Raw genomic sequence first — 20,410 nt, 5'->3', positions numbered from 1 at the left:
ACGTTCGGATGTAGGAGAAGGCGGCGCGAAGCTTGGTTAACGCCTGTGCCCCAGGGAGCCCCGGGTCGCGCAGAACGCGCGGCCTGCGTCTAGGTCTTGCATTTTTGCCGCGATGGATTGCGTTCCTGGGCGTTGTCTTGCGTGATTGCAAGACCCATCCTGGCGCCCATGAACAACGCATCGCTCGTCTCCAGCCCGTCGTCTCGCCTCCACGTCGTGCTCGGCGCCGGCCAGATCGGCCCGCGGGTCGCGGATCTCTTGCTGGCGCAGGGCCATCGCGTGCGCCTGGTGCAGCGCACCCGCCGCGCTCCTGAGCGGCCGGGGCTCACGTCGGTGTGCGGCGACATCACCGACCTCGCCTTTGCCGAGGAGGCCACGCGCGGCGCGAGCGTTGTCTACGATTGCATGAACCCGCCCTACCACCTCTGGGCCACGCAGCTCCTGCCCATCGCGCGCGGCGCGCTGCATGGCGCGACCAGGGCGGGCGCGAAGCTCGTGGCCCTCGACTGCCTGTACATGTACGGCGTGCCCGACGGGGCCATGCGAGAGGACTCGCCGCGCCGCCCTTGCAGCAGGAAAGGCGCGCTGCGCGTCGAGCTGGAGGAGATGCGCCTCGCGGCCCAGCGCCGCGGCGACGTGCGCGTGGCCATCGGGCGCGCCAGCGACTTCTTCGGCGCCAACGTGCCGCTGTCGGCCTGGGGCGATCGCTTCTACGCGCGCGCGCTCGCAGGAAAAGCCGTGGAGTGCATGGGTGATCCCGAGATGCCTCACTCGTATACCTACGTGGAGGACGTGGCGCGGGGCCTCGTGACGCTGGGTGAGCGGGAGGAGGCCATGGGCCATGTCTGGCACCTGCCGACGGCGCCGGCCGAGAGCACGCGGGCGCTCGCGCAGCGCCTCGGGCGCGCTCTCGGCGTCGAGGTCGAGGTGGCGCGACTCCCGCGCATCCTGCTGCGCGCGGTGGGCCTGTTCTCGCCCTTCATGCGGGAGGTGGCCGAGATGGCGTACCAGTGGGACGTGCCCTATGTCATCGACGACGCGCGCTTCCGCGAGACCTTCGGCTGGTCGGCGACCCCCGTCGAGCGGCAGGTCGCCGACATCGCCGCCTGGGCCCGCGACAGGTACAAGATCGCCGCCCCGCGCGGAGCGGCGGCGATCCCCGCCGCGCGGGCCTGATCGGGCCACGAGCGCGCGGCCGAGATCTCGCCGGGGCGCAGACTGGCAGATCGCACGGGAGCGGATCAAATCACCCAGGCCGCTGCGCGCGAGAAGGACTTGACTCGTCCGGTTGAAGGCCCGGAGATCTCGCTCTTTCTGGAGGGCGTCATGCGTCTCGGTTCCTTGTCTCCGGTGATGGGCCTGCTGGTCGTGGGGCTCGGCGTCGCGTCTTGCGCTTCCGGCTCGGAAGAGCTCCCGGGGGGCTCATCGGAGGGCGGTGGCGGGGCTCCGGGGGTCGGCGTTTCTGTCGGCTCGGCGTCCGGCGGCGGCGGGGCGCCCGGCGCGTCTGTCGGCTCGTCGTCCGGCGGCGGCGGGGCGCCCGGCACCTCCAGCGCTTCGGGGGGCGGGGCGCCCGGCACCTCCGGCGCGTCCGTCGGCTCGTCGTCCGGCGGCGGCGGGGCGCCTGGCGAGGGTGGGGGACCGGAGCTGCCGCCGGCGGTCGGCCCCCTGGTGAACGGCATCCAGTGGGCCGACACCTCGGGCAAACCCATCCAGGCGCACGGGGGAGGGGTGATCCGGGTGGGCGACTATTACTACTGGTTCGGGGAGAACCGGAACCCGGACGGGACGTTCTATGCCGTCTCCTGCTATCGCTCGACCGATCTGCGGCGCTGGGAGTTCAGGAACCATGTCTTGACGATGGACTCGGACAAGGACCTCGATCCGGCCAACATCGAGCGTCCGAAGGTCGTCTACAACGCGTCCACGGACAAATTCGTGATGTGGATGCACTGGGAGAACGGGGTGAACTACGGCGAGGCCCGCGCCGCGGTCGCGAGCTCGAGCACCGTGGACGGCGACTATACGTATCACGGCAGCTTCCGGCCGCTCGCCGGCAGCGGGGTGACCGATCACGGCAAGCCAGGGTACATGTCCCGCGACTGCGGGCTCTTCGTCGATGACGACAGCAAGGCGTATTTCATCTCCGCCACGAACGAGAACTACGATCTCAACCTCTACGAGCTGACCCCCGACTACCTGTCCGTCGCCCGCCTCTCCGCCACGCTCTTCCCCGGCGGGCACCGGGAGGCTCCGGCGCTGTTCAAGCGGAACGGCACCTATTTCCTGCTGACCTCCGGCGCCACGGGCTGGTCGCCCAACCAGGCGAAATACGCGACCTCCCGCTCCCTCGACAGGGGCTGGTCGGCGATGACCAACGTCGGCGACGGCACGACGTACAACTCCCAGTCGACTTACGTGCTCCCGGTCCAGGGCAGCTCCGGGACGGCCTACCTGTACATGGGAGACCGGTGGGCAGGGGCCTGGAGCGGACCGGTCAACAACTCGACGTATGTCTGGCAGCCGATCTCCTTCCCGTCGGACACCACCATGAGCATGCGCTGGAACAACACGCTGGCCATCGACACGTCGGCCGGCACCGTCGCCGGGGCGACGAACAATTTCAAGCTCGTCAACAGGAAGAGCGGCAAGGTGATGGATGTCGTCGGCGCGTCGGGCGAGGACGGGGCCGACATCGTCCAGAACGCGGACAGGGGAGGAGACAGCCAGAAGTGGAGCTTCAACTACAATGGATCGGGCTACTTCCGGCTGACCAACGTCAAGAGCGGCAAGGTGCTGGATGTGCCTGACGAGTCGACGAGCGACGGGGTAGCGCTGGTGCAGTGGGAGAACCATGACGGCGACAACCAGGCATGGCTGTTCATCGATCTGGGCGGCGGTGATTTCCAGATCAGGAACAAGAAGAGCGGCAAGCTGATCGGGGTCTACCAGGGCTCCACCGCGGACGCTGCCGCGATCGAGCAGCGCGCGGGCGGCGGCGGCGAGGAGCAGCGATGGCAGATCGTGATTGCCGAGTGATGGGTGGATGACCGGCGGAGCGGCCGCGAGGGCGGGGCCGCGACGAGGCCGGCGCCGACGAGCGCGGCGGCCCGGCCCGATCGAGGTCGACCGGGCCGGCGGGAGGCTCGCGGCGCCGCTACGACCGCAGGCGCCGACGGCGGGCGAGCACGAGGCCCGCGGCCGCGGCCGCGAGCGCGGCGGCGCTGCCCGCAGAGCCAGCCGATCCAGAGGCGCTGCACCCGGCCGCGGCCGGTGCGAAGCCGCCGTCCGTGTCCGCGTCGGCCGACGCCGGCAGCGCGTCAGGCTCGTGCAGATCCCGAGCCCACATCGGCTCATCGAGCACCTCGTCCACGGCGAACGAGGTGGACAGCACCTCGCGCTCGCCGCCCAGGCCCTCTTCCGGCGCGAACGCCGCGCTCCCCGGCGCGGCGAGCTGCGCGACGGCGCCCTGCGTGCTCGAGACCTGGAAGATCGTGTTGCCGATGGTCACATACCAGCTCCCGTCGAGCCAGCGACCGTGTCCGAGCGCCGTGCCGATGCTCTCGGGCGCGCCCCCCGCCCGGCCGAGGTAGCGCTTGCCGCCGTTCAGGAAGAGGACCTCGCCGGTGTCGCTGATCCCGTCGTGGCCGACCCGGAGCTTCACCTGATCGAACTGGCTCGACGCCGTGAAATCGCTGATCTGATGCTGCTCGCCGTCGGGGGTCCGCAGCCAGACCTGGTTGACGGCGCCGTCGCTCTTCAGGAAGGCGGCGTGGCCTGCGTGAACCAGCAGCCCGGCCGAGGTGCCGGTGATCGAGTCGCCAAGGAACACCTCCTCACCATCCGCCGTGTACAGGTAGCTCGAGCTCGTCATGCCGTCCCACCACCGGCCGGCGACGTTCGTCCCGTCGGTGATCGGCCGCTGCAGGTTGCCCTCATGATCGCCGAGGCGCAGCCTGCTCGGCCCGACGATGGAGGCATCCTCGTAGGTGCCGAAATAGATGCCGCCGGAAGGCGTGATGTCGGCCTGGAACGGCGACCTGCTCCCGTCGCTGCGCCAGAGGGTCCTGTTCGTCCCCGTCGACAGCGAGGTAGCGACGGCCCAGTCGTCGCTGTTCGTCGTCCACACGATGGTGTCGCCGTTCACCGCGTCGAGGCGCGCCGCGCTCGTGATGTTGCGCCGGGCGCCGTTGACCCAGGCGAGGATGTGGCCCGTCGTCGACTGGTGCACGGACCCGGACGGCGTGAGCGCCCCGTAGACCTCGCTGATCGGGAGATCTCCTTGCGGGATGGTCGCGACCCACGTCACCTGCTGCGTGGCGCGCTCGAAGATCCCGAGGCGCTGGTACTGATCGCGGAAGAGGATCCGCGCGGCGTCGAAATCGAGGATGGTGCCGGGCGCGCGCTGGACGGCGGTGAGCCTCGGGCTCCGCTCGACGTAGATGGGGCCGATGGTCTTCGTGATGGTGGGGCCCACGCCGTCGCTGGCCTCGATGGTGAGCGTGTACGCTCTGCCCGACGGGATCTGGTAGCCATACCAGGCCTGCTCTTCCTTGAGGTAGAGGTGCCCCGGCACGGGCTGCGGGTTGTTCGCCGAAAGGGTGACCTGTCCTTCGGCGCTGCGGAACGTCGCCTGGAGGCTCTGGCACGTGTACGGCGGCGTCGGGACGCACTTCGCGGCGAAGCGCCAGCCCTCTGTGAGGGTGTCGTGCGCGAGCGCGTTCCATCCGAGCGTCGGCGCCGCGTACCGGTGCACGGTGCCCTGCGCGCTCGCCACCTCGCCAAACGTGTTGTACGCGTGGACCGTCACGACGTGAGGCCCGTAGGCGAGCTCGCCCGCGAGCTCGCCGAGGTCGAACGCTCCCTGGAAATGCCCCCCTTCCGTCGGCGTGAGCTCGATGGTGAGTCCTTCGAGCTCCGCCTCGACATAGTAGATGTCCTCGGGGGACGACGCCGTCGCGTGCACCGGGATCGTGCTGCCCTCGATGATCGCGTTGGTCGGCTCGATGAGCCCGACGGTGACGGCGGCATCTGCGGCCTGGGCAGAGAGGGATAGGGCAAAAGCAACGGTTATGCCAATGTGCTGGCGATAAGCTCTCATGGATCCTCCGTATTTTGAACGCTTCGGTGCATCCGCGGCACCGAACATTCACTCACCGGGTAGTCGCCCTGCGAGCGGGCGTGAAGCGGAGCGACGCGCTGGCTGCTCGGGATAACAGCGCGATGAGCGCGCTGCTCGTCGGCTTCTTGCTTTACTGCGTTGGACTGAACGTGTCAGGAACGCGCCGCTCCTGCTGTGTCCGCCAGCGCGAGCCCGCGCGTGCCGGTCTACCGCCGACCGAACGCGCGGAGCCGGAGGGAGTTGCCGAGCACCGACACGCTCGACAGCGACATCGCCGCGCTGGCGAGGACCGGCGAGAGGAGCCATCCGGTCAGGGGGTACAGCAGCCCCGCGGCGATCGGGATGCCGATCACGTTGTAGATGAACGCCCAGAACAGGTTCTGCCGGATCGTCCTCAGGGTGGCGCGGGCGAGCCCGAGCGCCACCGGCAGGCCCGCGATCCCGCCGCGGATCAGCGCCACGTCCGCTGACGCCATCGCGATGTCCGTGCCGCTGCCCAGGGCGATCCCCACGTCCGCGCCGGCGAGCGCGGGTGCGTCGTTGATTCCGTCGCCGACCATGGCCACCCTGCGGCCGGCGGCCCGCTGCTCGCGGACGATCCTCGCCTTGCCCTCGGGCCTCACCTCCGCGAACACGGTGCGGATGCCGAGCTCATCGGCGACAGCGCGCGCGGCGCCCGCCCGATCGCCGGTCACCATCGCCACCTCGACGCCGAGCTCAGCCATGGCCGCGACGGCGCGGCGCGCTTCCTCCGTGGGCCGGTCGGCGACCGCGACGAGCCCCGCGAGCCGCCCGTCGACGGCCACGAACGACGGCGTGCGGCCCAGCCCGGCCAGGCGATCGGCCTCGGCCTCCAGCGCGGCCGTGTCGATGCCCACCCGCTGCAGCCACGCCGCGGTCCCGACGCGCACGGGGCGCTCCGAGACGCGCGCCTCGATGCCGTGGCCGATCTCCGCGCGGAACGCCGAGGCCGGCGCCGCGCCGACCCCGCGACCGCGGGCTCCCTCGACGATCGCCCGTGCCACCGGGTGCTCGCTCTCGCGCTCGGCGCCCGCCACGAGGCCGAGGAGCGCCGCCTCGCCGTTGCCCGCGAGGTCCACGACGTCCGTGAGCTCGGGCCGGCCCGACGTCAGGGTCCCTGTCTTGTCGAGCAGCACCGTGTCGACGCGGCTCGCCGCCTCGAGCGCCGCGCCGCCCTTGACGAGGACGCCGAGCTCCGCGCCGCGCCCTGTCCCGACGGCCACGGCGGCCGGCGTGGCCAGCCCGAGCGCGCACGGGCACGCGATCACGAGCACGGCGACGAACCGCTCGACCGCCGTGGCGAGCCCCGCGGCGGTGGGGTCGATCGCGAGCCACGCGGCGAAGGCGAGCGACGCGACGCCGAGCACGACGGGCACGAAGACGCCGCTCACCACGTCGGCGAGGCGCGCGATCGGCGCGCGCGACCCCTGCGCCTGCTCGACGGCCTCGACGATGCGCGCGAGCGCGGTGTCCGCACCGGTCTTCGTGACGCGGAAGGTGAGGGCGCCGCTCTGGTTGAGCGTCCCGCCGAGCACGGCCGAGCCCGCCGTCTTGTCGACGGGCATGCTCTCGCCGGTGAGCATCGCCTCGTCGACCGCGGACGCGCCGTCGACCACCTCGCCGTCGGTCGCGATGCGCTCGCCGGGCCGCACCCGCACGAGGTCGCCCGGTCCGAGCGAGGAGGCGGGCACCTCGTCCTCGGCGTCGCCGCGGACGCGCCGGGCGGTCTTCGGCTGGAGCGCCACGAGCCCGCGCACCGCGTCGGCGAGCCGCTTCCGCGCGCGCGTCTCGAGGAGCTTCCCGAGCAGCACGAAGGTGACGATCGCGGCCGCGGCCTCGAAGTAGACGGGCGGCGCGTGGCCGTGCTCGGCGTGCGGGAAGAGGCCGGGGGCCGCGACCGCGGCGGTCGAGTAGAGCCAGGCGGCGCCGGTCCCGAGGCTCACGAGGGTGTTCATGTCCGCGGCGCGGTGCCGGAGCGCGCTCCAGGCCAGGCGAAAGAACCGGCGCCCCGGCCCGAAGACCACGATCGTCGCGAGCGCGAGCGAGAGCCAGCGCGCGGGGGCGCCTTCGAGCGCCGGGATCGCGCCGTGGGACATGGCCACGACGAGCAGCGGCGCGGTGAGCAGCGCGGCGATCGCGACGTCGCGCCGGAGCGTCCGCTGCTCCTTCGCCTCGGCCGCGTCCATGGCGGCGGCGCGCTCGGCCGCGCCCGATTGCTGGCGCGGCGGTGGGGCGTCCGCCGTCGCTGCCAGGCGCTCGGGCGCCGTGGAGGCCGCGCGGACGTCGGCGATCGGCGGGGTTGCGGGGGCGCCGTTGGTCTGCGTTTCTGCGGGAAGGCCGGTGATCGGCGCGGCTTTAGCGACGCTGGCCGCCGGGGGGACCTCGGGCACCTCGTATCCCGCCTCCACGATGGCGCTGGCGAGCGCGGCCGGCGTGGTCGCCCGCGCGTCGTAGGTGATCGTCGCGCGCCGGGTCACGAGGTTGACGGCCGCATCCTGGACGCCGGGCGCGGCGCGCAGCGCCTTCTCGACGCGGCGCACGCACGCCGCGCAGGTCATGCCCTGCACCGGAAGCTCCGTCCGGGCGCGCTGCGCGGCGGGCGCGGCCTTCGCGCTGGTCGGCTGCACGGGCTGGGGAATCGTCGCCATGGCTTCTCCTTACACGAGCTCGTGGCTCGTCTCCTGTCGCCTGCGCAGACGCGCCGTCGCTCCGGTGATTACGGTCTACCTCTGCAGGCCCGGGTGGGCTCCAGCGCCGGGCGGTTCGGAGCGGCGCCGGCGCCCCGCCGAGCGGACGCGCGCCGCGGGAGGTGGTACGTCCGCGGGCGCGCCATGGAGCAGATCCTTCCGATCCTCGGGGTGAGCGTGGTCGTGTTCGTGTCCACGAACATCGATGACATCCTCCTTCTCTCGGCCTTCTTCGCGGATCCAGGCTTTACCCCCGCCCAGGTGGTGGCCGGCCAGTTCTTGGGCAATGCGGCGCTCGTGATCGCGAGCGTCGCGTGTGCGCTGCTCGCGGTCCGCGTGCCGGACGGATGGATCGGCCTGCTCGGCCTGGCACCCCTCGCGCTCGGCCTGCGCGGCCTCTGGGCGCTCCGGCGGGGCTCCAGGGCGAGGGAAGCAGGCGTGGCGGACGAAGCAGACGCAGCAGACAGCGCGCGCGAGCACCATGGCAGCGCGTCGCGCTTCAAGGTGATCGCCGTGGCGAGCGTGACCCTCGCGAACGGCGGGGACAACCTCGGCGTTTATATCCCGCTGTTCTCCAGCTCCCCGGCGCACATCCCGCTTCATGCTGCCGTGTTCGCGGCCATGACCGGCGCCTGGTGCGCGCTCGGACACCGACTTGTCAACCACCCGATCCTGGGCACGCGCATCCGGCGTTACGGCCGTTCGGCGCTGCCGTTCGTGTTGATCGGCCTCGGGCTCTGGATCCTGTCCGACGCCCTCGTGCTCGTCCGTGCAGGGTAGCGCCCGGGGACGCCGTGAGCTCACCTTGGTGAGAGGCGCCAGTTCCACCCACGCGGAGTCCGGCCACGGATCCGGAGAGAGATTTGAACGCAAAGGCACAAAGGCGCAAAGACGCAAAAAAGCAAATTTTGTGCAGGTTTGCGCCTTCGCGCTCTTGGCGTCCTTGCGTTGAAATCTCTCGTCGATCGCGAGACAGATCCCTGGGAGGACAGCTCCGCGGGGTTGAACCGTCGCGATTCGTCGGGACGATGATGACAATCGCAAACGAGCCTTGCACACAGCTCCACGCAGCGATCCCCTATCCCGGGCGTGGCGTGCTGGCCGGATCATGGCCCGGCGGCGGCGCGCGCGAGCCGCGTCACCAGCGGCCGCGCACCACGACGCCGCCACCGGCCTGGCCCGCCGTCAGCTCCCAGCTCACCTCGGGCGCCGGCTGGCGGCGCGGGGATGGCTCCAGCAGGAAGACCAGCGCCGACGCGCCGGCGAGCGCCACGCCGGCGCCGAAGCCGACCGTGCTCACCAGCCCAAGCCGCTTCGCGCGGTTGCCAGCATCGAGCCCGTCGGGTTTGCATCGCGCCCGGTCGGGGCTCACATCCCTGCAGTTGTCGGCCGCGACGCCGCTCGCGTCGAGCGCCATCCACCCGGTCACCGATCCGACGATCAGCCCGGCCACGCCGAGCCCGCCCGCCACATAGGTGACCACCCGCAGGCCGCTGGGCCCCTGATCCGGCGCCGGCGCTGGCGCTGGCGGTTTGACGGGCGGCGGCTTGGCGGCCGCCGGGGGCTTCACCTCGAGCACGATCGCCTTCGACTCCGACCGGTCGATCGTGAATCGCGTCTCGGTCGCGGGCCATCCCGGCGCCTGCGTCGTCACGACGTGCTCTCCGGGATCGACGGGGAGCGCGACGCCGAGCGAGGGTTGCTCCAGCGTCATGCCGTCGCACTGCACGCGCGTCCCCGCCGGCGCGCCCGGCCGCAGCGACAGCGTGAGCTGCGGCACGAGCGGCGCGAGCGCGCTGCGCTGCCCGAGCGCGATCTTCTGTCGTGCCGATTGCTTGACTCGCTCGGCCTCACTCATGCGATCGACCATCGCGAGATAGTCGTTGTAGCGCGCGAGCGCGGTCGCGATACGACCCCATTTTGCCTCGCACTCGGCGAGCGTGAATAGCCGTCCCGGGCGAGGATCGAGACGCTGGCTTTCGGCGAGGGCAGGGCAGCCGGTCTCGTACCGGCCTGCCAGCATGTCGGCGCGCCCGCGGTCGAAATGCGACTCCGCGACGGCGAGCGCCTGCGCGCTGGCCGGCGCCGCGACGGCGACGCCCAGCACGCCAAGGCAGATGGACCGGAACCAGGAGAAGCGCATGAGTGAGCCGCCAAATACCATCGTTCCCGCTCGCTCCTGGCAAAGAAGTGTCCGCCCTGCCATCGTGCTCAGTCCGGCTTGTACAGCACCTCAGGGCTCGGCTCTGCGGCCGACCTGGCCGGCGCGAGCCTGCGCCGTGAGCCGAGCGCCGGCGGCGGCGACGCGCTCGCCGCCCCCGTCGCGGGGGCGAGCGCGCGGCTGCCCTCGCCCACCGGCACGGAGGCCGCGGGAGCGGGCGTCGGGACGCCCGGCGCCGTGGCTGTCGCCGAGGCCTGGGGGAGAGGCGGCGTCGGATGGACTTCAGGGGGCGCGGAGGCGGGCGAGCGCGCGTCCCCCGCGGTCTGCGCGGGCTCCGCGCTCCTGTCGGCGGGGAGCGCGCCGCGGCTCAGCGAGGCGAAGGCGCCAACGCCGCCCCCGAGGAGGACGAGCACCGCGACGGTGATGGCGGCTCGGCTCCGTTGCTTCGTCGGAGGCAGCGCGGTCACCACGGCGGCGGCCGGGAGCTGGACGCCGCTCGGCGGCGACGAGGAGCGGGAGCTCGGGGGTCCACCTCCGCTCGGCGCCTCCGCGGAGAGCAGGCGCGATGATCGCACCGGCGCGGCGGGCAGGTCGAAGACCTCGGCGAGCGCCTCGACTGCGGCCGAAGCGGTGGCGAAGCGCGCCTCGGGGGCGCGGGCCGTCACCTTGGTGAACCACGCGTCGAAGGCCGGGGGCAGCTTCACCCCCTCGGCGTCCGCGCGCGCGGACGCGGGCTCCTTCGGGCCGTTCACGGCGAGGGTCGCGAAGGCGAGCGCACTGTCGTACTTCCGCCTGTCGTTCAGCCAGTACGCTTTGCCGACGAGGAGCGTGTACGCGATCATGCCGAGGGCGAAGATGTCGGCAGCCCGCGAGACCGACTCGCCGCTGAATTGCTCGGGCGCCATGTAGAGCGGCGTGCCGAGGACCGCGGTCGCCGCCGAGTCCGTCGCCGTCTCGACGACGAGCTTGGCAATGCCGAAGTCGAGCACCTTGATCCGCGGCGCCCCGTCGTCGGTCTCGGCCAGGAAGAGGTTGGCAGGCTTGAGGTCGCGGTGGACGACCCCGGCGGCGTGTGTCTTGTCGAGGGCGACGGCGGTCTGGCGCAGGAAGGCGACGGCCTCTTCCGGCGGCAGGCGCCCTGCGTGGCGGAGGCGCTCGTTGAGCAGCGTGCCGCGGAGCAGCTCCATCACGAGGAACGGCTTGCCGGTCTCGGCGTCGATCCCGGCGTCGAACACCTCCACGATGTGGTCGCTCTCGATGCGCGCGGCGACGCGCGCCTCCAGCTTGAACCGAGCTTGGAACTCGGGGTTGTCGGCGAGGTGCGAGTGCATCACTTTGAGCGCCCGCCGGCGCTCCGTCTCGATGTGCAGAACCTCGTAGACCGCGCCCATCGCGCCGCTGGCGATTCCGCGCACCACGCGGTACCTGCCAGCAAACAGCATCCCGTCGTCCAGACTCAGCGACATGGGTTCCACCAGCAGGCGAACTTATACACCAGCGTACGCGACGCCTGCACTCAGGAACTGACGGATCGAAGTGCTGTTTACAGTATTCCAGTAAAGATCTAGGGCGCGCTCCGTCGATCTGCGCCATCGCGCGGCGGAATGGCCGGTGGTCGCTCGCTGACTGATCGGTGACAGCCGTATGACTCGATGGGGGCATCATTCCATTTCGGCGGCCACCCTGATATCCTCCGCGACCAAAACCTCTCGAAATTTCACATGAAAATGAAGACGATGCTGGCTTTCGTTCGGTGCGCCGGCGGATGTGCCATGGCGTTGCTCGGGCTCGGATGTGCGCAGCTCTTCGGCTTCGACAAGGTCTACGAGCCTGAGGACCAGATCTCCGCAGGCGGCGGCGCGGCGGGCTCAGCGGTCGGGAGCGGTGGCGACGGCGCGGGGGATCCATGCGAGATCCTCGCGGTGCTTCCCGGGGAGACCCTCGCCCTGTCGACGATCGACGACATGGAAGACGGAGATACCCGGATCTCCGGAGGGAACGGGGCGAACCCTTGGGCAGGGTTCTGGTTCGAGGACAACGACGAGTCACCGGATGGAACGCAGGAGCCTGCGGACCCGGCGGACCTCGTGAGCACCCTTGACCCTCCGCGCGGCGCCAGCACCAAGGCCGTGCACACGAGCGCCGATGACGGCTTCCTCCTCTGGGGAGCCGGCGTCGGCTTCCATCTGGACGACGAGGCCTACTACGACGCGTCCGAGTACCGTGGCCTCACGTTCTGGGCCCGCGCCGAGGAGGGCTCCACCAGGAAAATGAAGGTGCTTTTCATCGATCAGCAGACCTATCACATGGGGGGCATCTGCAACGACGCAGAGGGGGAATGCAACAATCACTTCCACAAGCCGGTCATGCTGGAGAGCGACTGGAAGCACTTCAAGATTCCGGTGGAGTGCCTCAAGCAGGAGCCCTACGGTAAGCAGTTGCTTTCGCCCGCCCTGGAGCGGCTCTGGGCCATCGAGTTCTTCTTCGACAAGGAGCTGGCTTTCGATATCTGGATCGACGATGTCGCCTTCTACCGATAGGCGCAGATCTCCTTCAATCAAGGGGAGCGCGCGCCGTCCGCGATCGGCGGGCGGAATCGCCGCGCGCTCCACGCGATCCCGCTTCAGTCCGTGACGAGAGGTCCCACGCCGTTGGCGAACTGCCACCCCTTGCTCTCGTCGATGTTGATCTCCCAGTCGAACACGCCGCGGAGCGCCGGGTGGTTGCTCTCGACTTGATTCCACGTGGGGATCGCCTCGTCGATCGACATGTAGTATTGCTGGTCCGAGATCCCGAACCCCACGACGACGTGCGTCGGACCGAGCAGCGAGACCCACTCGTTCACGCTGTTCACGATGTAAGACTGCTCGGCGAGCTCGGGGCCATCGTAGTACTGCGGGGCCGCGTAGTCCAAGGCGCCGGCGTCCACCATCTGCTGGCAAAACGTCTTGTCGCGGCTGTTCCAGGGGGCCGGAGGCGCGGTGATGATGAAGCCGGGGATGCGCCGCTTCAGCTCCTGGCTGATCCAGATCATCTCGGAGGTGTCGGGGGCCTGATCGGCCTCGAAGGTGTTCCAGTCGAGGCCGTCGAACCCACCCAGGCGGTCGTAGATCCCGATCACGCTATTGACGAACGTCTCCGACTTCTTGCGCGTCGGGAAGCTCATACCATTTTTGGCGCCGCCGACGGAGAGGATGATCCTGCGATCCTGGATCGTCCGTGCGTACTCGATGTCGGCGTTCAGGTTCGTCGCTGCTCCCTTGCCATCACCCGGCGCCTCCCAGTAGACGGCGCCCGTGGTGCCGGGCGATCCTCCGAAGGGCTTCGCGGCAAAGAGATAGATCACGTTGTAATTGCTGTTGATTTCCCGGATGCGGACGGGCGCTTCCGTCCAGTTGGGGTAGTAGCCAGCGACGACCTTTTCGGGGAGCCCAAAGCCCGCGCGGGGTCTGCCGTCGTCGCCGGGGCTGCCGCTGCAGCCGGAGTACGGCTCCCAGAAGTACGTGCTGACGGTCGGGATGAAGCCGGGATTGTCGTACTTGGCGATGTAGACCGACCCCTCGTAATTCACGATGTCCCCCGCGGCATACGGCTGACCCTCTTGCCATTGCGGATAGCTGCACGAGCCCTCGGTGGGCTCGGAGCTGGAGCCCTCGGTGGGCTCGGAGCTGGAGCCCTCGGTGGGCTCGGAGCTGGAGCCCTCGGTGGGCTCGGAGCTGGAGCCCTCGGTGGGCTCGGGGCTGTCGCTGCAGCCGGAGTACGGCTCCCAGAAGTACGTGCTGACGGTCGGGATGAAGCCGGGATTGTCGTACTTGGCGATGTAGGCCGACCCCTCGTAATTCACGATGTCCCCCGCGGCATACGGCTGACCCTCCTGCCACTCCGGAAAGTCTGCGCACGCGGCGGATTCGTTCTGATCCACCTCGAGCTCCTCCGGCGGACTGGAAGCAAGGCATCCGAGCCCGCTCGCGGTGAAGGCGACGAGGAGAAGTGAAAGCTTGGGAGCAATCTTAGAAAGATGGAGAGACATGGTGGCCTTTCTTCGACGAGAGATGAACGATCGCCGATGGTGGTCTCGCCGGACGCAGCATTGCCATGCTGCGATCCGGCGCCGCTGGGCCGTGACTCGCCGCTGGGCTCGACCTCGATCACCACCCGTTGATGGGGACATCGTGGTACCGAGCGCGGCCGGGTCGTCGTGGCCCGATGCAACTGCGCTGCTGCTACTGCTGCGCTGCTTCTGTTTCCCGGAAGAGCAAGCGATGTACCAGTCGTGATGATGGCCCCGACGATGGGCGCACGGCTTCGCGGCAGCCCGTCGCTGAGCTCTTCCTGGAGCCGACGCGCGGCGATCGCGCTCGGCGAGCCGGGGGCGCGCGTGGGCGATCGGGGAGATCGCACCGCGATCGCCTCGATCGCGAGAGTGGGAACTCCTGGATCGCCCCCGGCGATCCGGCGCTCTCGGGCCGCCTGGAGCTAACCCGCGGCCTGTCGCGCGCCTGTCGTCCCGCGCGCCGGCGCCGCGGGTGTCAGGTGGAGCGCCGTGCGCGCAGGATCTGGAAGTACCGCCGCGCGATGCCCGACGCGGCCGCCGCGTTGCTGACGTTGCCCCCGTGCTGCGCGAGGACGCGCTGCACGTAGCGCCGCTCGAAGTGATCGACGATCCGCTCCCGCGCGCGCGGCAGGGGCAGGTTCAGCGCGAGGATCTCCTCGACGATGTCGCCGGATGTCCCGGGCTCCGCGCCTCCGCGCGTGGAGGCCGGGGCCGGCGCGCCCGGGGAGGCCAGCCCGGCCCGGGTGGTCTCGATCGGCGCGGCCTCGCCGAGCGCCACGCGCCGCGCCACGGCGTTGTAGAGCTCGCGCACGTTGCCCGGCCAGTCGTAGTCTTCCAGCCGCTCGCCGAACCCCTGGGGGAAGGGCGCGCCGCGGCCCGCGAGCTGCTGAAAGAAGTGGTGCGCGAGCACCGTGACGTCGCCCCGCCGCTTGCGCAGCGGCGGCAGCTCGATCCGGGCCACCGCGAGCCGGAAAAACAGATCGTCCCGGAACCGACCCGCCTGGATCTCACGCTCGAGATCGCGCCGCGTCGCCGCGAGCACCCGGATGTCCACGCGGATCCAGCGGCTCGAGCCGACGCGCTGCACCTCCGATCGCTGGATCGCGCGCAGCAGCTTGGCCTGTAGGCTGAGGTCGAGATCGCCGATCTCGTCGAGCAGCAGCGTGCCGCCGTGCGCCTCCTCGAAGACGCCGCGGCGCGTCTCGTTCGCGCCGGTGAAGGCGCCGCGCTCGTGCCCGAAGAGCGCCGACTCCACGAGCGTCGGCGGCACCGCGGTGCAGTCGAAGACCACGAACGGCCCGGCCGCCCGCGGCCCCTGCTCGTGGAGCGCCTCCGCGAGCACCTCCTTGCCGGTCCCCGTCTCGCCCTCGATGACGACGGGGACGCTCGAGGCCGCCAGGCGCTCGCACAGCGGATAGAGCCGCCGCATCTCCTCGCTGGCGCCTAGGAGCCTGCCGAACTGCACGGCGGGCGACAGCTCGGCCGCCTGCGTGAGGCCGAGCGCCTCGACGCGGAGCACCGTCTCGCCGATCCGGACGAGCTCGCTGCCCTGGAGGTACGCGTCGCCGACGCGGATCCCCTGGACGAAGGTGCCGTTCGTCGATCCGAGGTCGGTGACGCGGAGCCGGGCGCCGGCGAGCTCGAAGGCGGCGTGGCGGCGCGAAACGAGCCGGTCGGTGAGGGCGATGTCGCAGGCGGGGCTCGTGCCGGCGAGAACGCGCGAGGGCAGCCCCGGCGCCACCGTGAACCGTCGGCCCTCGTCCGGGCCCGCCATGACGGAGAGGGCGAAGCTCTCGGCCGTGGCCGCAGCGGGGCGCACCGGTCCGGGCAGGAGTTCGGTGGAGGCGGCATCGTCGTCGCTCAACGGAGGCATGCTTCCATCTCAGCAGGCCTCCGCGCCGACGTCACGTGAGGCCGCGCGACGTTCGTGCATGGATGGATCAAAGAAGATCCATAGGGCAGCTTTATTGAAGTTATCCAGCATTTGAACCCCCGAGCCGCTGTGCGACCCCATGACGGCGGGTGCGATCCCGTCGATCGCCCCTTTGCCCCAGAGATCGCACCCGAGGGATCGCCGAGATCGCCCTCGCACACACTCCCGGCAATGCTCCGTTGAACTTGTCGCTTCGAAGCCCAATTCGGCGCCGCTCAGCGCTGGCACACGCTGTGCTTCGCCACGTGGCGCAGCAAGAGTGTCCATACGCTGAATTTCTGCGCGAAGCGGACGCCGCTCGACACGATGCTGGAAGTCGACCACGGCTCGGCGACGTTGCGCGATGCGGGCGCGAAAGGAGCACGATTGACAATCATGAACTCGAGATATCTACATGCTGTCGAGCAGACGACGCGGACTGGCCGGCGCCAACGCGTGACGTTCCTCGAAAGGACGGCCATTTTCTTGCGGGCTCGCGCCCTCCGCCTTGCGTGCTTGAGCATCTTCATCGCGCTCTCGACGTGCGGTCACTCGAGCGATAGCCTCGCCGGAGCGGCCGACTTTACCGTTCAATACAGCAACTATGACGCCGCCGCGCCGAACGACTCCATCATCGAGGCCGGGATAAAAATCCGCAACAACACCGCGGCCTCGATACCGCTGAGCAGCATCGTCATACGCTACTGGTTCACGAAAGACAGCGCGACGACCGTGACCCCGGCGTGCTGGTGGTGGAGCCCGGGCTGCAGCCGAATCACGCTGACGACCGGGACAGTGTCCTACACTGGCGCCGATCGCTACGTGCAGATCGGCTTCACCAGCGCCGCCGGGAGCCTGGCTGCGGGGGCGACGACCCAGCCGATCGACCTCGGGATCGAGTTCAACACGAACGTCGTCGAGACCGACGATTACTCGTATGGAAGCCAGACGACCTTCTCCAACTTCAGCCGTATCACCGTGCACGACGCCGGCTCCGCGCCCACGGGCGGCCTGCGCAGCGGTACGCCGCCGAGCAGCAGCGTGTCGCCGCCTCCGGCGCCGATCTCCCTGACGGCCACGGCGTCGAGCGCAAGCGCGATCTCCCTGAGCTGGGCGGCGAGCGGCGGTGCGACGAGCTATGACGTCTACCGATCGACCACGTCGGGTTTCACGCCTGGCGCGGGGAACCGCATCGCCAGCGGCGTGACCTCTACCAGCTACAACAGCACCGGCCTGGCGGCGTCGACCACCTACTATTACAAGGTCACGGCCCTGAACGCGGGCGGCGCGTCTGCCGCCTCCAATCAGGCGAGCGCGACGACCCGGGCCGGCAGCGCGGTCACGGCCGAGTTCTTCGACGATTTCAGCTACAACGGGACCAGCGACGCCAACTTCACGAGCTGGTGGTCGGTGCGGAGCTGGTCGGGGGCACCGGGCGTGAGCGGCGCGGCGTGGCTGGAATCCAACGTGTCGATGGTCGCTGACCCGCAGAGCTCCACGAACAAGCTGATGCGTCTCAAGGCGAGCACGAGCGGCACCGGAGCGACCACGTCGCAGGCCGAGGTGATCACCCATGCCCAGAAGTTCCGCTTCGGCACCTACGCTGCGAGGGTCAAGTTCAACGACACCCCGCTGTCCGGCACGCGCTTTTACGCCGACAAGCCCGTCGAGACCTTCTTCACCTTGACCGAGTGGGCCGCCGGCGACCCGGACTACTCGGAGCAGGATTTCGAGTACATGCCCAACGGCGGTTGGGGCCAGGGCAACACGAGCACGATGTGGCTGACCTCGTGGGAGACGTCGGACGTGAACGTCTCGAACTCGGTCTCCGCGAACTTCAACGGCTTTCACACGCTCGTTGTCCAGGTCACCAGCGCCTCCATCAGCTATTACATCGATGGAGTGCATCGCGCGACGCACGGTTCCATGTACGCTCCAGAGGTGGATCAATTCATCTTCTTCAACCTCTGGTACGATGAGCTCGACGCCGCGAAGGGCAGCTCGCGGACATACAACGAGGACGTCGACTGGGTCTACTTCGCCGAGGACGCGATCCTGTCGTCCGCCGAGGTCGACGCGAAGATAGCTGGCTTTCGCTCTTCGTCGATCTCCCGTCGGGACACGGTGCCTTAGAGCGGAGATCGCTCCCTTCGGATACAGACAGACTCTCCTGGTTCACGGCGCCGGGACGATGATGGGGTTCGCCGCCGTCCAGATCGCGCTCCTGCGCGGCGCGCGGGGGCTCGCGACCGCCGATGACACCTACGCCGAACGGCGGCGCGCCTCGGGCGGGGATGTTTCCACAGGTCTGGAAACTTCTGTCGGAGCGGCGACCCGACGACGAGCCAACCTTCCAAGGGTTCGCCTCGCTTGATCACCATGTGCAACCCCTGGCATGCTCCAACCATGAAGATTCTCGTTTCGTCCCGCTGGTCGCTGGGTACACTCGCCGCTTGCCTGGCTGCCGCGGCGTTCACGGGCTGTTCCGGCTCCGGGGAAGGGAAGGACGAAGACGGGAGCGGCGGATCGATCGCAGGATCCACCGGCGCGAGCGGAAGCGGTGGTCAACCGGGCGCCGGGGGCACGGGCGCTGCCTCCGCTACTACCGGAGGCGTCACGGGGAGCGGCGGCGCGAGCAGCAGCAGCGGTGGGCCCCCGGGTGCGGGCGGAGCGACGGGTGGAGGTGGCTCCACCGGCGACGGCGGGTCCACCGGCGAGGGCGGCGGGTCCACGGGCAGCGGCGCGAACACCTGCCCGCCGGCGACACCCCTGACCGGAGGCAAGGAGTATTGCTCGAACAGCCGAGGCAATGCGGGCAATGGTTACGGTTATGAGCTCTGGGCGGAGGGAGGCGGGAAGGGCTGCATGACCGTGCACGGCGTCGACGCCGCGTTCAGCGCGGAATGGAACAACGTCGAGGATTTCCTGGCGCGCGTCGGGCTCGACTTCAACCAGACCCAGAAGCACACCCAGATCGGCACCGTATCGGCGGAGTTCGCGCATACCAAGACGGAGGAGGACGGCGGCTTGACGTACATCGGCATCTACGGCTGGACCGTCAACCCGCTGCGCGAGTTCTACATCCTCGACGACTGGGGCAGCGAAAAGCCGGCAGGTTTCTCTTCCGACGGGACGCCGCGGGACGAGGTAGGAACGCTCACTGCCGATGGTGAGACCTACGACGTGTGGAAGAAGACCCGCGTGAACAAGCCGGCCATCACGGGCGCGAGCGCGACGTTCGATCAATATTTCAGCATCCGGCGGACGGCTCGCACGTGCGGCACCATCTCCGTCTCCGAACACTTCACCAAGTGGGAAGCGCTCGGCCTTTCCCTGGGGAATCTGCACGAGATCAAGCTGCTGGTCGAGTCCCAGAACAACAGCGGGACAGTCAAGTTCACGACGGCGAAGTTCGTCGTGAAAAAATGAGCCGAGGCGTCCAGGGGCCTCGAGCTCGGCATGGCCAGAGCGAGCCTGCGCCTCCCAGAAATCGTGGCAGGATCTCTGACCCGCTGGACTAGGCCGGCTCCGCCTCGAGGTCCTGCGTGACGGTGACGCCCGCGGCCCGGTAGGGGGCGAGCGCCTCCTGCGACACGCCGCGCTCGGTGAACAGCCATGTGAGCTCGCTCAGCGGCGCGACCACGTACGGCGACACGGTGCCCAGCTTGTCCGCGGTCACCAGCGCGACGACCTCGGCGGAGGCCTCCACCATCGCCCGCTTCACGTACGATTCGTCCAGATCCAGCGTGGTGACGCCGAACGTCGGATCGAGCGTGCACACCCCCAGGTAGCAGAGGTCCGCCCGGATCTGGCGCACCCCCGCGATGGTCACCCCGTCGGCGGCGGCCAGCGGATCCTTGCGCACGCGCCCGCCCAGCAGGACCACCTCCACCCGCGGGTGCTCCGAGAGCGCGATGGCGACGGGAGGGCTGTTGGTCACGACCGTCGCCTCGAGATCGCGCGGGAGGTGGCGCGCCACGGCCACGTTGGTCGTCCCGCTGTCGATGAACACGACCTGACCCCGCTTGATCAACGTCGCCGCGGCCCGCGCGAGCTCTTCCTTGGCCTTCGGCCGCTGCCGCTCGCGCGCAGGGAAGCTCGGGTTCACCCGCGAGACCGGCAGGCCGCCGCCGTGAACCCGCTGCAAGAGCCCCTCGTTCGCCATCTCGCGCAGATCGCGCCGGATCGTGTCCTCCGAGACCCCGAAAGCACGGCTCAGCTCTGCCGCCACCACCTTCCCGTCACGTTCCAGTACTGCGAGAATATGCTGGCGCCGCTCGGCCACCATCAAGCCGGAGGTGTCTGCGTTGTTTTGCACGGTTGTTCCTGTTTGTGCACGAAGTTGCTTGCTCCGGTCCCTTCCGGCCCCATGATCTTTCCCTGATGTTCACGAAAATGCACGAACCTTCCGGGGAGCCTCCAACTTTCAACGCCGTCCTCCGGACGGCCTTCCCCG

The 20,410-nt window shown here is 69.7% G+C and carries 14 protein-coding genes; 6 read left to right on the top strand and 8 right to left on the bottom strand.

From position 1 onward, the window contains the following. Positions 1-168: 168 nt before the first annotated feature. Positions 169-1,176, top strand: coding sequence for an NAD-dependent epimerase/dehydratase family protein (locus WMF14_RS22585; RefSeq protein ID WP_437803538.1), 1,008 nt, complete (start codon positions 169-171; stop codon positions 1,174-1,176). Between the two features lie 150 nt (positions 1,177-1,326). After that, entirely contained in the window at positions 1,327-3,036 is a 1,710-nt protein-coding gene (locus tag WMF14_RS22580; protein WP_437803536.1) for an RICIN domain-containing protein, read from the top strand. A 118-nt stretch (positions 3,037-3,154) separates the two neighbouring features. Here the strand turns inward: WMF14_RS22580 and WMF14_RS22575 are convergent, their stop codons facing one another. Both WMF14_RS22575 and WMF14_RS22570 read right to left on the bottom strand, forming a co-directional pair. After that, positions 3,155-5,098: a hypothetical protein gene (locus WMF14_RS22575; protein WP_437803534.1), complete on the bottom strand. Its 1,944-nt coding sequence runs from the start codon at positions 5,096-5,098 to the stop codon at positions 3,155-3,157. 227 nt (positions 5,099-5,325) lie between these two features. Beyond that, complete coding sequence (locus WMF14_RS22570) at positions 5,326-7,788, bottom strand: heavy metal translocating P-type ATPase (protein ID WP_437803532.1); 2,463 nt, start codon at positions 7,786-7,788, stop codon at positions 5,326-5,328. Between the two features lie 183 nt (positions 7,789-7,971). Between WMF14_RS22570 and WMF14_RS22565 the strand changes: the two genes are divergently transcribed. Then, on the top strand, positions 7,972-8,607 hold the full coding sequence (locus WMF14_RS22565; protein ID WP_437803530.1) for a cadmium resistance transporter: 636 nt from the start codon (positions 7,972-7,974) through the stop codon (positions 8,605-8,607). Between the two features lie 358 nt (positions 8,608-8,965). On the opposite strand, the gene WMF14_RS22560 is transcribed toward WMF14_RS22565, so the two are convergent. Continuing rightward, entirely contained in the window at positions 8,966-9,970 is a 1,005-nt protein-coding gene (locus tag WMF14_RS22560; RefSeq protein WP_437803528.1) for a hypothetical protein, read from the bottom strand. A 68-nt stretch (positions 9,971-10,038) separates the two neighbouring features. Then, positions 10,039-11,454: a protein kinase domain-containing protein gene (locus WMF14_RS22555; RefSeq protein WP_437803527.1), complete on the bottom strand. Its 1,416-nt coding sequence runs from the start codon at positions 11,452-11,454 to the stop codon at positions 10,039-10,041. A 306-nt stretch (positions 11,455-11,760) separates the two neighbouring features. Here WMF14_RS22555 and WMF14_RS22550 point away from each other — a divergent pair, with 306 nt between their 5' ends. Beyond that, positions 11,761-12,528: a hypothetical protein gene (locus tag WMF14_RS22550; protein ID WP_437803526.1), complete on the top strand. Its 768-nt coding sequence runs from the start codon at positions 11,761-11,763 to the stop codon at positions 12,526-12,528. 83 nt (positions 12,529-12,611) lie between these two features. Here the strand turns inward: WMF14_RS22550 and WMF14_RS22545 are convergent, their stop codons facing one another. From WMF14_RS22545 to WMF14_RS22535, 3 genes are all read right to left on the bottom strand, one after another. Then, positions 12,612-13,910, bottom strand: coding sequence for a glycosyl hydrolase family 18 protein (locus tag WMF14_RS22545; RefSeq protein ID WP_437803525.1), 1,299 nt, complete (start codon positions 13,908-13,910; stop codon positions 12,612-12,614). Between the two features lie 607 nt (positions 13,911-14,517). Next, positions 14,518-15,915: a sigma 54-interacting transcriptional regulator gene (locus WMF14_RS22540; RefSeq protein WP_437803524.1), complete on the bottom strand. Its 1,398-nt coding sequence runs from the start codon at positions 15,913-15,915 to the stop codon at positions 14,518-14,520. A 275-nt stretch (positions 15,916-16,190) separates the two neighbouring features. Further along, the gene (locus WMF14_RS22535) at positions 16,191-16,484 is read right to left on the bottom strand and encodes a hypothetical protein (RefSeq protein ID WP_437803522.1); all 294 of its coding nucleotides are present in this window, start codon (positions 16,482-16,484) and stop codon (positions 16,191-16,193) included. On the opposite strand from WMF14_RS22535, the gene WMF14_RS22530 reads away from it, so the two are divergent. Together WMF14_RS22530 and WMF14_RS22525 are read left to right on the top strand one after the other, a co-directional pair. Continuing rightward, positions 16,471-18,087 carry a cellulose binding domain-containing protein gene (locus WMF14_RS22530; RefSeq protein WP_437803520.1) on the top strand — a complete coding sequence of 539 codons (1,617 nt, stop codon included), beginning with the start codon at positions 16,471-16,473 and terminating at the stop codon, positions 18,085-18,087. The two genes, WMF14_RS22535 and WMF14_RS22530, sit on opposite strands and share 14 nt — an antisense overlap. A gap of 273 nt (positions 18,088-18,360) precedes the next feature. Continuing rightward, complete coding sequence (locus WMF14_RS22525; RefSeq protein WP_437803518.1) at positions 18,361-19,383, top strand: glycoside hydrolase family 11 protein; 1,023 nt, start codon at positions 18,361-18,363, stop codon at positions 19,381-19,383. An 88-nt stretch (positions 19,384-19,471) separates the two neighbouring features. Here the strand turns inward: WMF14_RS22525 and WMF14_RS22520 are convergent, their stop codons facing one another. After that, a complete protein-coding gene (locus WMF14_RS22520) occupies positions 19,472-20,272 on the bottom strand; it encodes a DeoR/GlpR family DNA-binding transcription regulator (protein WP_272099942.1) in 801 nt (266 codons plus the stop codon). Positions 20,273-20,410: the final 138 nt, after the last annotated feature.

Source organism: Sorangium sp. So ce693, from assembly GCF_051521375.1.
Lineage (GTDB): Bacteria > Myxococcota_A > Polyangia > Polyangiales > Polyangiaceae > Sorangium > Sorangium atrum.
This window is presented reverse-complemented; position numbering and strand designations above follow the sequence as displayed.